Genomic DNA, 12,189 nt, shown 5'->3' with positions numbered 1-12,189 from the left:
ATCCTCGGGTCTCCGCGATGGAGCTTCGCTCCTGCTCCGCCCGTGGATGACGAAGTTCTCCGACGCTCAGCCCGGATCGGCGGTGAAGCCGGCGGCCTCGATGCCGGCGATGGCCGCAGCTTCGTCATTGTCCGACGTGTCACCTGAAATGCCGACGGCGCCGAGGATGGCTCCGGCCTTGTCGCGGATCAGCACGCCGCCGACGACCGGCAGCACGCGTCCGCCAGAGACGTCCGAGATGCCGGCGACGAGGTGCGGGCGCTCCTTGGCGAAAGCCTCGACTTTGCGCGAGCCCATGCCGATGGCGAGCGCACCATAGGCCTTGCCGGCCGACATTTGCGGGCGCAGGAACGAGGCGCCGTCCTGGCGCTGGAAGGCGACCAGATGCCCGCCGGCGTCGAGCACCGAGACGCCAAGCGGCTTAAGCTTGAGATCGGAGCCCTTGGCAAAGGCGGCATCGATGATTTGCCTGGCTTTTTCGAGCGGCAGTGCGGTCATGGCGGTCTCCTGTCTGAAAGGCGTCGATCATCGACCGTCGACGGGCGAGATAACATCCCGGTTTCGGTTGAAATTGCTTCGCGTGAAGAGGTGGGAAGGAAGCGACCGTCACAGCCTCCGGATAGGAGTTGGTGCCTGTGCGGCTTCAGGTCATTTTTTCTTGGCGCGGGCCGGCTTCTTGGCAGGTTCCGCTGGCGCGTTGGCGAGGTCTTCGGCTTCCTTGGCGAGACGCAGCGCCCGCAGCTTGTTGGTCTTGGCCTGGCGGGCGTCGCTCTCGGCGACGTATTCGGCCAAGGCCTTCTGGCGGACGGTTGCCGCCTCTTCCTGCTTCTTGAAGCGCAGGTCGGCGCGTGCGCGGGCAGCATCCCGAGAGTTCTCAACCAAGACCTTATCCAATCCCGTGAATTGTGATTTTCCGCTTCTTCTAGCAGAGCCGGCCCCCAAACGGGAAAATAAGTTGGTCAAGCGGCAGAGTCGGCGGCGAGAGCCTTGCTGGCAACCAGGGCTTCATAGGCGGCCTGCAAGGTGGCGCGGACAGAAGGACCCGACGCGGTATCGAGCGGCTTGCCGAGATGTTCATGGCGCAACTCGTCCATGAATTTGTCCCACATCGGCTGTCCGCCCTTTTCCAGAAGTTCGGCGCGGATCGAGAGTTCTTCGCTGACCGGCAGCCAGACGCGGCCCCAGGCGCCGAGATGGGCCAGGATCGGCACCAGCGTGATCGCCATTTCGGTCAGGCTGTAGATCGCCTTCTGCTTGTGCGAGGGGTCGTCGGCTTTGGTCAGCATGCCCAGTTCCATCAGCCGCTTCAGCCGGTCGGCGAGGATGTTGGAGGCGATGCCTTCCATCGATCCGTTGAGCAGCTCGCGAAAATGACGCCTGCCGCCGAAGATCATGTCGCGAAGGATGATCAGGCTCCAGCGATCGCCGAACACTTCCAGCGACAGGTTGATCGGACACCCGGACCGGCGATCTATACTCATGAGATTTTTTCTCCAAAACCGGTTGCATTATCGTATCGGTTTTATTATCGTGCAACCGATTGCAAAATGCAATCAGTTTTGCAGAGAGGAGACTGCGCCATGACGACCACCGAACGCCCCAAGATCATATCCGAGACCTTTGGCAATCCGGCGAACCCGCCGCTGTTGCTGATCATGGGAGCGATGGCCTCGATGCTGTGGTGGCCGGAGGCGTTTTGCCGGAAACTGGCCGGTGCCGGCCTGTTCGTGATCCGCTACGACAATCGCGATACCGGCCGTTCGACCAAATACAAGCCGGGAGAGCCGCCCTACACGTTCGATGATATGGCCGACGATGCAATGCGCGTTCTCGACGACCACGGTATCGGCAAGGCGAATGTCGTCGGCATGTCGATGGGCGGCATGATCGCGCAGCTTGTGGCGTTGGAACACCCGTCCCGTGTCGCATCGCTGACCGTCATCAGCAGCACGCCCGTGGGAACCGACACTTCGCACCTGCCGCAGACGAGCGATGCCTATATCGAGCATTCGGCCGAGGGCGCCAAAGTCGAGTGGTCGGACCGTGGCCAGGTGATCGATTTCATCGTCAGGGACGCGCGGGCGATCGCCAGCATCGCGCACCCATTCGACGAAGCCCGGATGCGTGCCTTCGTCGAGCAAGACTACGACCGCTCCGGCGGCTTCCTGTGCGCCACCAACCATTTCATGCTCAGGGGCGGCGACGCCTGGAAGGGCCGCCTGCACGAGATCGCGTCGCCGCTGCTGGTCATCCACGGCACGGCCGATCCGGTCTTTCCGGTCGAACATGGCGAGGCGCTGGGGAAGGCGGTCACCGGCGCGAAAATCATCCGGATCGAAGGCGGCGGCCACGAGCTGCATCCAAACGACTGGGATATGATTGTTGCCGGCATCGTCGCCCACGCCGCTTGAAGCGGCAAAAGCAGGTCTTGGCGGACAATGGTTGCCGCAGTGTTTAACCTATGACGAGCGTGCCCGGCGCCGGCCACCGATAAACCAGGAAACAGGCGAGCAAAAAATGCCCCTGACGCTTCATTTCCATCCGCTGGCCTCCTTCTGCTGGAAGCCGCTGATCGCGCTGTACGAGAACGCCACGCCGTTCACGCCTGTCATCGTCGATCTTGGCGATGCTCAGTCGCGCGCGGCCTTCCTGAAGATTTCGCCGGCCGGCAAGATGCCGGCGCTGCGCGACGATGCGCGCGACCGCACGGTGCTGGAATCGACCATCGTTGTCGAATATCTGGCCGCGCATTATCCGGGGCCGGTCGACCTCGTTCCCGCCGGCATCGACTTGGCGCTGGCCGTTCGCCAGGCCGACCGCTTCTATGATTTCTATGCGCAGGAGCCGATGCAGAAGATCGTCGGCGACCAGTTGCGGCCGCAGGATAAGACCGACCCGTTCGGCGTCGAGCAGGCCCGCGACCAAGCTTCGCAATTCCTATGCCATCATCGAACAAGACATGCAGTCGAAGATCTGGGCGATGGGCGACACCTTCACCATGGCCGATTGCGCGGCGTCCCCGGCGCTGTTCTATGCCAACAAGGTCGAGCCGTTCGGCGACAAGTATCCGACCGTGAAACGCTACCATGACCGGCTGCTGCAGCGCCTCGCCTTCGCCCGGGTGATCGAGGAGGCGCAGCCCTACTTCAAGTTCTTCCCCTACAACAACGGTTGATCGGGGTTAGGCTTCCCAGAACTGATCGAGCCAGATGTTGAGTTTGAGGAAGCCGGTGCCGCTTACCGTATAGACGCGCCTTGTTCCTTCCGGCTTGGCGTGGACCAGGCCGGCATCGAGCAGCACTTTCAGATGTTGCGACACAGCCGGGCGCGAGACCGGCAAGCCGGCGGCCAGTTCGGTGACGGTTTTCGGGCCGCGGCGAAGTTCTTCCAGAAGATGGCGCCGATTGGGATCGGCAATCGCCATGAAGGCGTCGGAAAACATCATGCCTGTATTAGTGAGGCAAAGCCTTTCGAATCTCAACCGTCTGCTTCTGCTTTTCTTCTGGGATCGAGCCGCAATGCTTCCGGGGTGACCGAACGGTCGGCCGGCTGCGTCTTGAAGGCATCACGATCGCCGATCGGCACCGGCGCGCGGCGGCTGATGCGCAGCAGCGTGTAGCCCGCCAGGCAGAGATGCGCCAAGGCGGTCGCCAGGAACAGACCTTCCGGGCGCATCCAGCCCATCAAAGCGGCGGCGAGCAAGGGTCCAATCATGGTGCCGAAGCCGTAGAGCAGCAACAGCCCGCCAGATACCTTGACGAAATCCTCCGAGCGCGCGTGGTCGTTGGCATGCGCCACGGCAATCGAATAGAGCGTGTAGGCGAAGGCGCCATAGGCGGCAGTGAAGACGATGACGAAGACGCCGGAGCGCGGCTCGAACAGAAAGATCAAGAGCGCGAACAGAGCCCCGCCGAAAGCCGCTCCCGCCAGCACGAAACGCCGGTCGGTCTTGTCGGAGAGACGCCCGGCCGGAAGCTGCATGGCGGCACCGGCAACGACCACAAGGCTCATCATCAGGGCGATCTCGGCCGTGGAAATGCCGATGCGGGCGCCATAGACGGCGCCAAGCGTGCCCCAGGCGCCGTTGGCGATGCCGATCAACACGCAAGCGACCGCCGACACCGGCGAATTGGTATAAAGGCCTCTGACATCAAGTGAGACATCCTGCAGCGGCTTGGGGTGAGAGGCGGTCGAGACCGCCGTCGGAATGAGCGATAGGCAAAACAGGATGCCGGTGATCATGAACAGCGATGCGGACTTCACGTCGCCGCCGGCGACGATCATCTGCCCGCCCATGATCGAGGCATAAGTGACCATCATGTAGAGGCCGAAGACGGTGCCGCGGTTCTCGTTGGTGGCCTTTTCGTTCAGCCAGCTTTCGACGACCATGAAGGCACCGGCCATCGTGAAGCCGGTGAAGGCGCGCAGCAGGATCCAGACATATTCGTCGATGATCAGCCCGGTGAGCAGCGCCACGATGGCGCCGGATGCGGCAAAGGCGCCAAAGGCGCGCACGTGGCCGGCGCGGCGCACGATGCGCGGTGCGAAGAAGCAGCCGGTGACGAAACCGCCGGCCCAGGCCGTGCCCATCAGGCCGAGCGATGCGGTCGAGAAGCCTTCCAGTTGACCGCGCAGGGGCAGGAGCAGCCCATGCAATCCAGACGCCGCGAGCAGGAAAGCGGTGCCGCGAAGCAGCGAGAGGATCGGTCGGTAGGTTGCGAACATTGTTTGATCCGGCTCAGGTTTGGCGGGGACGCTGGGTCTGAAGACAATCGCATTCGGGCTTTTCGGCGGCGGGCTTTGCGCCCGCGCGCCTATCCGCGGCGGAACAGTGCTTCGGCTGCGGATTTGGTGGTGTCCTTGGCCTTGAGTTCGGCTTCCAGGCGGGCAATTTCGTCGCGCAGGATACCGATCCGCTCGGTCAAGTCGCTGACGGAAAGCAGTGACAGGTCCTGCCCGATCTCGTGCGGGCGTGCCTTCTTCTTGGGTTCGTCGTCGAAGATCGCCATCGTCGCTCCTCCTCCGCCAAGACCAGATTGGCCATTTGCCTGATTTGGCAATCAGCATACATAGGGCAGGGGCGTCGATGCAAACAGCCGATCGGACAACGGCGAGGAAAGACGGGAAATCTCATGGCGAGCGGACAGAAAATTCCGGCAAGGATGACGGCCATCGCGATCTCGGAGCCGGGTGGCCCTCGGGTCCTGAAGCCAGAAACACGCGACGTGCCGCAGCCCGGCCCCGGCGAGATCCTGATCAAGGTGCATGCCGCCGGCGTCAACCGGCCCGATATCCAGCAGCGCAAGGGCGCCTATCCGCCGCCGCCCGGCGCGTCGGACCTGCCGGGCCTCGAGGCGTCGGGCGAAGTGGCGGCCCTTGGCGACGACATATCGCGCTGGCGCATCGGCGACCGCGTCTGCGCGCTGACGCCCGGCGGCGGCTATGCCGAATATGTCAAGGTGCATGCCGGGAGCGTGCTGCCGTTGCCCGCCGGCTTCACCCATACCGAAGCCGCGGCGGTGCCGGAAAACTACTTCACCGTCTGGCACAATGTGTTCGAGCGTGGCGGCCTCAAGAAAGGCGAGACGCTGCTCGTCCATGGCGGCTCGTCCGGCATCGGCACGACGGCGATCCAGCTTGCCTCGGCCTTCGGCGCCTATGTCATCACCACCGCCGGCAGCAAGGAGAAATGCGACGCCTGCCTGAAGCTCGGCGCAGATCGGGCGATCAACTATCGCGAGGCGGATTTCGTCGCCGCGGTCAAGGAGGCAACGGACGGCAAGGGCGCCAACGTCATCCTCGACATGGTCGGCGGCGACTATGTGGCGCGCAATTATGAGGCCGCTGCGGTCGAGGGGCGGATCGTCCAGATCGCCGTGCAGGCCGGTGCTGTCGCAAGCGCGGACTTTTCGAAAATCATGGTCAAGCGGCTCGTCCACACCGGGTCGACGCTGAGGCCGCGAACCGTCGAGTTCAAGGCAGCGATCGCGGCAGCATTGGAAGCGCAGGTGTGGCCGTTGCTCGGCACGCGCAAGGTTGCTCCTGTCATGGACATGATTTTCCCGCTCAGCGAAGCCTGGCGGGCGCATGAGCGCATGGAAGACGGCGAGCATATCGGCAAGATCGTGCTCGACGTAGGCTGACAGCGAGCGAGGTCAGCGCCTCACTGCCTACAAGATGAACAGAAGCTTAATGCTGCAATGCAGCATTTGCATCATTGCTATGCAAAATCAGCCATTCAAGTCCTCATCGATGACGCCTATTTGAGCACCATCGAAACGAACATCATTTTGGAGGACTACCATGAACCCGATCCGCGCTTTCCGTAACTGGCGTATGTACACCGAGACCGTCCGCGAACTGAACCGTCTCAACGCACGTCAACTCAGCGATCTCGGCATCAACCGCGCCGACATCGAAAAGATCGCCCGCAGGGCTATCTAAAGCCACGTCTGGTCCGCTCCGGCGGACCAAGCCGTGGAAGCCAGAGCCGCACCAGACGACTTTTGTCGCGGTTCCGAGCCCGCTGGACTCAGTCCGGCGGGTTTTGTCGTTTTGGGGCCGGCAACTGCATGCGGCTCGACAGCAATCTGAGGTTGACCTCAGCTTCAGCATGGCATTTTGATCCTGCGGGTATCGGTTGGCGTGTGGGAGCGCGTTGACGATCCGAGCCGGCAAGACGCTGACTCTGAAAGGGCTGTGCGCTCTCATGTTCGATGATCTTACGGACAGGATCTACGAGGCCGCGTTCGTGCCGGATTTGTGGGCGGGTGCGCTCGAAGCGGCCAGCGAGCTTTCGAGTTCGGCTGACGGCGCGATCTTCCTGTTCAGCGACGGCTCCCCTATTCGCGGCCGGTTGAGTGACGAGTCTCCCGGGCATGGCAATTCCCTTGAAACCGTCCGCTCCCTGTTCGATGAATTCATTGCCGGCGACAGCTGGAAATTCTCCGATGCGATTCAGCGCATGTGCAGCCTGCAACCGGCGAGTTTCGTGCAGGTCGAAGATTTTCTGACTGCCGACGAGCTTGAGCATGATCCGGTACGGATACAATTGAGGGCGGCAGGTATCGGCGCTCACATCTGTTCGGCTGTTGCCATGCCGAGCGGCGAACTGGTTACATTTGTCTTTCAACGCTGGACGCGGGACGGCACCTACGATCAGACGTCGATCGGCAGGCTCGACCAGCTTCGCCCGCACTTTTCGCGTGCCGGCCTGGTATCGGCGCGGCTGGGCATGGAGCAGGCCAAAGCGAGCGTCTCGGCGCTGGAGGCCCTTGGTCTGCCGGCGGCGGTAATGACCGCATCGGGACGCGTGCTGACGGCCAATGTGCTGCTGGAAAACATGCCATCCGTTTTCATCGCCGCCGCACATGGCGGCATGGCACTTGCCGACGTATCCGCCAATGAGCTTTTCCGGCAAGCCATTACGCACAATTTGCAAGATCGGGGCGTCCGTTCCATCCCCATTCCTGCCAGGGAAGGCCAACCGGCGCTGGTCATTCATCTCCTGCCGCTGCGCCGTGCCGCGCACGAGATCTTTTCCGGTGCCGACATTCTGGTTGCGGCGACGGCGATGAGCGCCAGCGCCACCGTGCCGTCGCCAAGCCTGCTTGCCGGCCTGTTCGACCAACGTCACCGTCAAAACCGGCCGCACCTATCTCGAACGGATATTTGCCAAGACCGGGACGCGGCAACAAAGCCAGCTTGTCGCTTTGTTGAAGAGCGCGGAACTGCCCAGTCGCGGATGATAAAGGGCCGCTAAAGCTGCCGCTCAATGTCCAAATGCGGAGAAGCCGAGCGCCACCAGGGTTCCTCCCAGCGCGATGTCCGCATGCTTTCGAAAACGACTGTAAAATCGCTGCGCAACCGGTTGGGAGATACAAAGGCCGAGCAGCCCAAACCAGGCAATGGCGATGGCAAAGACCAGCACAGCCAGGGGTAGGTGTGTTGCGCCGCGCGCATTCAGATTCAGCGTGGAGGACGCGAAGAACAATGCGGTTGCAGGATTTGCCACTGCCGTGAAAAAGCCCAGCCGAAAATACCTCGTGATTGGAACGGGCTTGGGCACGTCGAAGCCAACCTTGAGGGACAGCGCCCGCCTCATCGAATTCCAACCGATGAAGACCAGCATCGTGCCGTAGAGGCTTGCGGCTATCTGGTGTGCGGCGTCCCCCCAGGGCAACGCTCCGGCGTCGGTCGCGACGACGGTCGCCAGCGAACTCGCGCCCAAGGCAACACCGGCGGCGGCAGACAGAGCCGTGGCACGCGAAGCGGTTAGCGCGGCTTGCGTGACGACGGCGAAGTTGGCGCCGGGCAGCATTGCCACCAGCGCATAGGAAATGGCGAATGGAAGCAACCCCGCCACCACGGCGTGTCCGGTTTCGAACATCTACTTTCCCCGCATCGGCAACGGCCCGCCTCCTCAGGGCGGGCCGCTGCAATCGAGGGCGGAACTTGCACGGAATGCTTTGCCTCCGACAGTCGGCATATGCCGACTGTCGGGTTCCAAAATCAGGTTGCTACCTGCGCCCGGTGAGCGGTTCGGTGCTCTTGAGCAGCGCCACCAGTTCACTCTGCTGGCGGGTTTCGGTCTTGGCGAAGATGCGTTCGAGATAGGTGCGGCCGGTCTTTACCGTGATGTTGGACGCTGCCGCGACCTCCTTCAGCGAGCGTCCCGATGCCAGTTCCGTCGCCAGGCGGGCTTCGGCCGGCGTCAGGTCGAATAGCTCGCGGACATGCAACTCGAAGCCATCGGGAATACGGCGGGCGACCTCCGTCACCATGACCACCGCACAACGCTCGGACCCCAAGCCATAGGCGCGGGCATCGATGAACGGCGCCACCGACAGCACCAGTCGCGCCAGGCCGGATTGCCGGCGATCGGACGGCACCAACAGTGTACCGCCGACGCCCGGTATAACCCCGTCATGCAGCGAGCAGGCGTCGGCAACGAGCCGCTCCAGCTCCTGCGTATCCTCGACACTGGCGGCCGCGATTGTGCCATCCCTCAATCGCAACGGACTGTCGGGCCGCGACAGCATCGCTTCGGCGGCCTCGTTCATCTGTGCGATCTGCTGATGGCCGTTGATCAGAAACACGCCGAACGGCAGATGCGAAAACGCCGACGCCAGGGCCGACGTTTTCTCCAACTGCTGGCCGATCTGTCCGGCGCGCCGCATGTGCGGCACGATCTTGCGCAACAGGTCGATGTCGTCGGCGCCGAAGGTTTCCTGGCCTGGGCCGCGATCGATGCTAAGCATCCAGTGCGAGTCGTTCGACGAGAGCAGGTTGGAGACAAGGCCGTGATACATGTCGCGCGGCCGCAGCCAGTCCTGCCAGAGTTCGCGGCGGCGGAACGCCGCCACCTCGTCCGTCAGGGGCCAGCGACTGACCACGCCGAGGGGCAAGGCGGCCGATGCCGCCGCCAGCGGATCGCGCAACAGGGCTTCGATGCCCTTTTGCGAGGTGAACTCCGGATCGAAATCGGATGCAACCGCATCGAATGTGTGTGGGCTGATGCGCACGATGCAGGAGCGCGAGCCTCCGAACAGATTGCGCAGTTCAGTTACCGCGTCGAACCAGCGCTCCTGATCGTAAGCGGCCTCATAGACCTTGCCGACCACCGCGGAGACCGCTTCGATGCTGACGTCAGCCATTGACCCTTCCGGCGTTCAAGGATTGTCGTTGGGGAGAAAGCCTAAACATGCGGATCATCTCGCGCAAGTTGTGACGCTGTGCAGCCAAGTTGTGATGGGTCCAGGTCAAGCCCGGGAAGCATTAGAAGAGACTAATCTGTGGTTTGGAGTCACAGCCTCGTTCAGCAAGGTCGTAACGACCCGACAAAGCGACGAACAGTCGTCATATGACGACTGTTCGGGATGCCTCGCCATTGTCAGGTTCGGATTATCGCTTGTTGGATCTCTTCCAACGTTGAGCCGAACAATCGTTGTGGGGTGGCTGGAGGCATCAAGTCTGGTGCAAGGCAACCCTGCGGCGTCATTCTCGGGGGTGGATGTTGGTTTTCTCTTTGAAAATTCGCCTGTCGCTTGTGCTTGCCGGGACGATGCTGCTGCTGACGACCGGCAGCGGCTTTGCGCAGTATCGCTGTCTGATTGACGACGGCACCGATGGTGGTGCGACTTCTTCCGGACCGAACAGCTTAGCGTGTGGCTCCCAGGCCAGCGCCAATCCGCCTGATCCGGCGAGCCCCACCTTTGGCTTTGCAACGGCTGTCGGAACCTTGGCTGAGGCTGAGGGGGACATATCGACCGCAGTGGGGGCTTTCGCAACGGCCAATGGGCTGGGTGCCAGCGCGTTCGGTGCGAGTTCCAAGGCGACAGGCCGACTTTCAACGGCGACAGGCGCTTATGCGGAAGCAACGAGTTCGCAGTCCACCGCTACGGGCTACCATGCAATAGCGTCGGGCCCTGCTGCCACCGCGACGGGACAGAGCGCCCAGGCCACGTCGCTCTATGCGACTGCGACCGGTTCGGCGAGCAAGGCCCTGGGCTACGGTTCAACGGCTACAGGCTATGATAGTCAGGCGAAGGGATCTACCGGCGAGGGAGGGGCAACGGCTACCGGAATGAGCAGCAAGGCACTGGGCGATTACTCGGTCTCGAATGGCTATTCCGCGTCGGCTTACGGAGACAACAACACCGCTGTTGGCGCGCAAGCCGTTACCGGTGGAACCTCATCGAATGGCTTTCAGAACAGGGCAAACACCGCGCTGGGCAGCGGCGCCTCGGCGGGCATCTCCGCCGACGGGCAAGTGAATTCGACGGCGGTCGGAACTGGCGCCGCGGCCAATGCCTCGAACGCCCTGGCGTTGGGCAGCGGTGCGAAGGCCAATCTCGACAATTCCATTGCCGTCGGCCAGGGCATTGTGACCGACCGCACGAACCAGGTTAAGCTCGGCAGTGCCACGAACACCTATACGCTATCGGGTGTTGCCTCGGATGCCAGCAGGGCGGAGCAGGTTGGCGTCACGCATCTGGTGACCACGGACGGTGCCGGCAATCTGGCGACATCCACCTTTGACATCGCAGCGTTGAATGACCTGCCAAACAACATCGCGGCTCTCGACGGGCGCGTTGGCGCGTTGGAGTCCCGCTTCCAGAACCTTGGCGGCGAGATCAGCGAAACCCGCACGGAAGCGCGTGCCGGCACCGCGCTGGCGTTGGCGACAGCGGGACTGCGCTACGACGACAGGCCCGGCAAACTGTCGCTGGCTGGCGGCTTCGGTCATTTCAAAGGGCAATCGGGGCTGGCGCTGGGCCTGGGCTACAACACCAGCGAGGAGTTCCGCATGAACGCCGCCGTATCGGCAACCACCGGCCGTGGCGATGTCGGCGTCAGCGTCGGAGCCTCATGGACACTGAACTGACACGGCCGGGATGATGCGGGGTTTGGGGCTTCAGCATTCCGTGCCGTTGCAGTGGCGGGCGCCCGGTTGGCGGACTTCGGGCGCCCGCGGTTTTTTCGCCGCATTGACCATCGCGCTGATGGCCGTCGCGGTGCCTGCGCAGCCCGCGCATGCGCAAGCCAAGGAAAAACGGGTGGGGCAAAAGACGGCGCGGCCTGCCGGTATCGACCGCAATGGCGTGCTGATCCTGATCCGCGGTGCGCTTTTGGCGCTCGACCAGGCCAACAAGACCGGTAACTACACCGTTTTGCGCGATCTCGGCTCGGCGAATTTCCAGGCCAACAGTGCGGCAGGGCTCGGCGACATCTTCGCCAACCAGCGCAAGCAGGCACTCGACTTCGGCGCCGTCGCGGTGCTCGAGCCGCAGCTAACCTTGCTGCCTCAGATCGAGCCGAACGGTATGCTGCATATGGCTGGCTTCTTCCCGTCGGTACCCTTGCAGGTCAATTTCGAGCTTTTGTTCGAGCCGGCTGACCGGCAGTGGAAGATCTACGGCGTGTCGGTCAACCTGACATCGGGTGGCCCGCAAGCGCCTGACACGCCGGTGGCCGAACAGCCGAACCCAGCCGATGCCGGCCCGCCGCCGGAGGGGCCGTCGATGGCCGTACAGCCGAAGAAAGAGACCAAACCGGTCAAGCCGTAGCGTGTGGAGCGTTCATGCGCTGGTCCTGCCAAGTCCTGTGCTTAGCCTCGTTGTCGGGAGCACCTGAGTTGACCGATGAAAAAAGGCTCCAGAGGTACATTTGCATACTCGACCCGACCAA

General features: G+C 62.8%; 14 protein-coding genes and 1 pseudogene. 7 read left to right on the top strand and 8 right to left on the bottom strand.

Going from position 1 to position 12,189, the window contains the following annotated elements:
• Nucleotides 1-66: 66 nt before the first annotated feature.
• The 3 genes from EOB49_RS30320 to EOB49_RS30310 all read right to left on the bottom strand — a co-directional run bounded on the left by EOB49_RS30320 (nt 67) and on the right by EOB49_RS30310 (nt 1,481).
• Nucleotides 67-498, bottom strand: coding sequence for a heme-binding protein (locus EOB49_RS30320; RefSeq protein WP_127272531.1), 432 nt, complete (start codon nt 496-498; stop codon nt 67-69).
• Nucleotides 499-648: 150 nt separating this feature from the next.
• A complete protein-coding gene (locus tag EOB49_RS30315; protein ID WP_127383148.1) occupies nt 649-882 on the bottom strand; it encodes a hypothetical protein in 234 nt (77 codons plus the stop codon).
• A gap of 77 nt (nt 883-959) precedes the next feature.
• Entirely contained in the window at nt 960-1,481 is a 522-nt protein-coding gene (locus EOB49_RS30310) for a helix-turn-helix domain-containing protein (RefSeq protein ID WP_127383147.1), read from the bottom strand.
• Nucleotides 1,482-1,580: 99 nt separating this feature from the next.
• Here EOB49_RS30310 and EOB49_RS30305 point away from each other — a divergent pair, with 99 nt between their 5' ends.
• Nucleotides 1,581-2,411 carry an alpha/beta hydrolase gene (locus EOB49_RS30305; RefSeq protein ID WP_127383146.1) on the top strand — a complete coding sequence of 277 codons (831 nt, stop codon included), beginning with the start codon at nt 1,581-1,583 and terminating at the stop codon, nt 2,409-2,411.
• A gap of 106 nt (nt 2,412-2,517) precedes the next feature.
• Nucleotides 2,518-3,175, top strand: a pseudogene (locus EOB49_RS30300) (glutathione S-transferase family protein).
• A 6-nt stretch (nt 3,176-3,181) separates the two neighbouring features.
• On the opposite strand, the gene EOB49_RS30295 reads toward EOB49_RS30300, so the two are convergent.
• From EOB49_RS30295 to EOB49_RS30285, 3 genes are all read right to left on the bottom strand, one after another.
• Nucleotides 3,182-3,445 carry a metalloregulator ArsR/SmtB family transcription factor gene (locus tag EOB49_RS30295; protein WP_013529232.1) on the bottom strand — a complete coding sequence of 88 codons (264 nt, stop codon included), beginning with the start codon at nt 3,443-3,445 and terminating at the stop codon, nt 3,182-3,184.
• A gap of 32 nt (nt 3,446-3,477) precedes the next feature.
• Nucleotides 3,478-4,725 (bottom strand): MFS transporter, encoded by a 1,248-nt coding sequence (locus tag EOB49_RS30290; protein WP_127383145.1) that lies wholly within the window; start codon nt 4,723-4,725, stop codon nt 3,478-3,480.
• A gap of 89 nt (nt 4,726-4,814) precedes the next feature.
• The gene (locus EOB49_RS30285; protein ID WP_023810953.1) at nt 4,815-5,009 is read right to left on the bottom strand and encodes a DUF1192 domain-containing protein; all 195 of its coding nucleotides are present in this window, start codon (nt 5,007-5,009) and stop codon (nt 4,815-4,817) included.
• 123 nt (nt 5,010-5,132) lie between these two features.
• On the opposite strand from EOB49_RS30285, the gene EOB49_RS30280 reads away from it, so the two are divergent.
• The 3 genes from EOB49_RS30280 to EOB49_RS36640 all read left to right on the top strand — a co-directional run bounded on the left by EOB49_RS30280 (nt 5,133) and on the right by EOB49_RS36640 (nt 7,762).
• Nucleotides 5,133-6,143 carry an NAD(P)H-quinone oxidoreductase gene (locus tag EOB49_RS30280; protein ID WP_127319743.1) on the top strand — a complete coding sequence of 337 codons (1,011 nt, stop codon included), beginning with the start codon at nt 5,133-5,135 and terminating at the stop codon, nt 6,141-6,143.
• A 160-nt stretch (nt 6,144-6,303) separates the two neighbouring features.
• On the top strand, nt 6,304-6,444 hold the full coding sequence (locus EOB49_RS30275; protein ID WP_013529236.1) for a DUF1127 domain-containing protein: 141 nt from the start codon (nt 6,304-6,306) through the stop codon (nt 6,442-6,444).
• A gap of 265 nt (nt 6,445-6,709) precedes the next feature.
• Nucleotides 6,710-7,762 carry a helix-turn-helix transcriptional regulator gene (locus tag EOB49_RS36640; protein WP_164781860.1) on the top strand — a complete coding sequence of 351 codons (1,053 nt, stop codon included), beginning with the start codon at nt 6,710-6,712 and terminating at the stop codon, nt 7,760-7,762.
• A 9-nt stretch (nt 7,763-7,771) separates the two neighbouring features.
• On the opposite strand, the gene EOB49_RS30260 is transcribed toward EOB49_RS36640, so the two are convergent.
• Complete coding sequence (locus EOB49_RS30260; RefSeq protein WP_127383143.1) at nt 7,772-8,389, bottom strand: LysE family transporter; 618 nt, start codon at nt 8,387-8,389, stop codon at nt 7,772-7,774.
• Nucleotides 8,390-8,519: 130 nt separating this feature from the next.
• Nucleotides 8,520-9,656, bottom strand: coding sequence for a helix-turn-helix transcriptional regulator (locus EOB49_RS30255; RefSeq protein ID WP_127383142.1), 1,137 nt, complete (start codon nt 9,654-9,656; stop codon nt 8,520-8,522).
• Between the two features lie 407 nt (nt 9,657-10,063).
• On the opposite strand from EOB49_RS30255, the gene EOB49_RS38110 reads away from it, so the two are divergent.
• Together EOB49_RS38110 and EOB49_RS30245 are read left to right on the top strand one after the other, a co-directional pair.
• Nucleotides 10,064-11,386 carry a YadA-like family protein gene (locus EOB49_RS38110; RefSeq protein WP_245472893.1) on the top strand — a complete coding sequence of 441 codons (1,323 nt, stop codon included), beginning with the start codon at nt 10,064-10,066 and terminating at the stop codon, nt 11,384-11,386.
• Between the two features lie 13 nt (nt 11,387-11,399).
• Nucleotides 11,400-12,068: a hypothetical protein gene (locus EOB49_RS30245; RefSeq protein ID WP_127383149.1), complete on the top strand. Its 669-nt coding sequence runs from the start codon at nt 11,400-11,402 to the stop codon at nt 12,066-12,068.
• The last annotated feature ends 121 nt before the right edge of the window (nt 12,069-12,189 follow it).

Origin of the sequence: Mesorhizobium sp. M7A.F.Ca.MR.148.00.0.0, from assembly GCF_003997735.1 — a bacterium.
In the GTDB taxonomy this organism is placed as follows: Bacteria; Pseudomonadota; Alphaproteobacteria; order Rhizobiales; family Rhizobiaceae; genus Mesorhizobium.
This window is presented reverse-complemented; position numbering and strand designations above follow the sequence as displayed.

Coding starts and splice junctions, on each gene's coding strand:
- EOB49_RS30320 (WP_127272531.1), bottom strand. CDS start 498: ATGACCGCACTGCCGCTCGAAAAAGCCAGGCAAATCATCGATGCCGCC.
- EOB49_RS30310 (WP_127383147.1), bottom strand. CDS start 1,481: ATGAGTATAGATCGCCGGTCCGGGTGTCCGATCAACCTGTCGCTGGAA.
- EOB49_RS30305 (WP_127383146.1), top strand. CDS start 1,581: ATGACGACCACCGAACGCCCCAAGATCATATCCGAGACCTTTGGCAAT.
- EOB49_RS30295 (WP_013529232.1), bottom strand. CDS start 3,445: ATGATGTTTTCCGACGCCTTCATGGCGATTGCCGATCCCAATCGGCGC.
- EOB49_RS30290 (WP_127383145.1), bottom strand. CDS start 4,725: ATGTTCGCAACCTACCGACCGATCCTCTCGCTGCTTCGCGGCACCGCT.
- EOB49_RS30285 (WP_023810953.1), bottom strand. CDS start 5,009: ATGGCGATCTTCGACGACGAACCCAAGAAGAAGGCACGCCCGCACGAG.
- EOB49_RS30280 (WP_127319743.1), top strand. CDS start 5,133: ATGGCGAGCGGACAGAAAATTCCGGCAAGGATGACGGCCATCGCGATC.
- EOB49_RS30275 (WP_013529236.1), top strand. CDS start 6,304: ATGAACCCGATCCGCGCTTTCCGTAACTGGCGTATGTACACCGAGACC.
- EOB49_RS36640 (WP_164781860.1), top strand. CDS start 6,710: ATGTTCGATGATCTTACGGACAGGATCTACGAGGCCGCGTTCGTGCCG.
- EOB49_RS30260 (WP_127383143.1), bottom strand. CDS start 8,389: ATGTTCGAAACCGGACACGCCGTGGTGGCGGGGTTGCTTCCATTCGCC.
- EOB49_RS30255 (WP_127383142.1), bottom strand. CDS start 9,656: ATGGCTGACGTCAGCATCGAAGCGGTCTCCGCGGTGGTCGGCAAGGTC.
- EOB49_RS38110 (WP_245472893.1), top strand. CDS start 10,064: ATGCTGCTGCTGACGACCGGCAGCGGCTTTGCGCAGTATCGCTGTCTG.
- EOB49_RS30245 (WP_127383149.1), top strand. CDS start 11,400: ATGCGGGGTTTGGGGCTTCAGCATTCCGTGCCGTTGCAGTGGCGGGCG.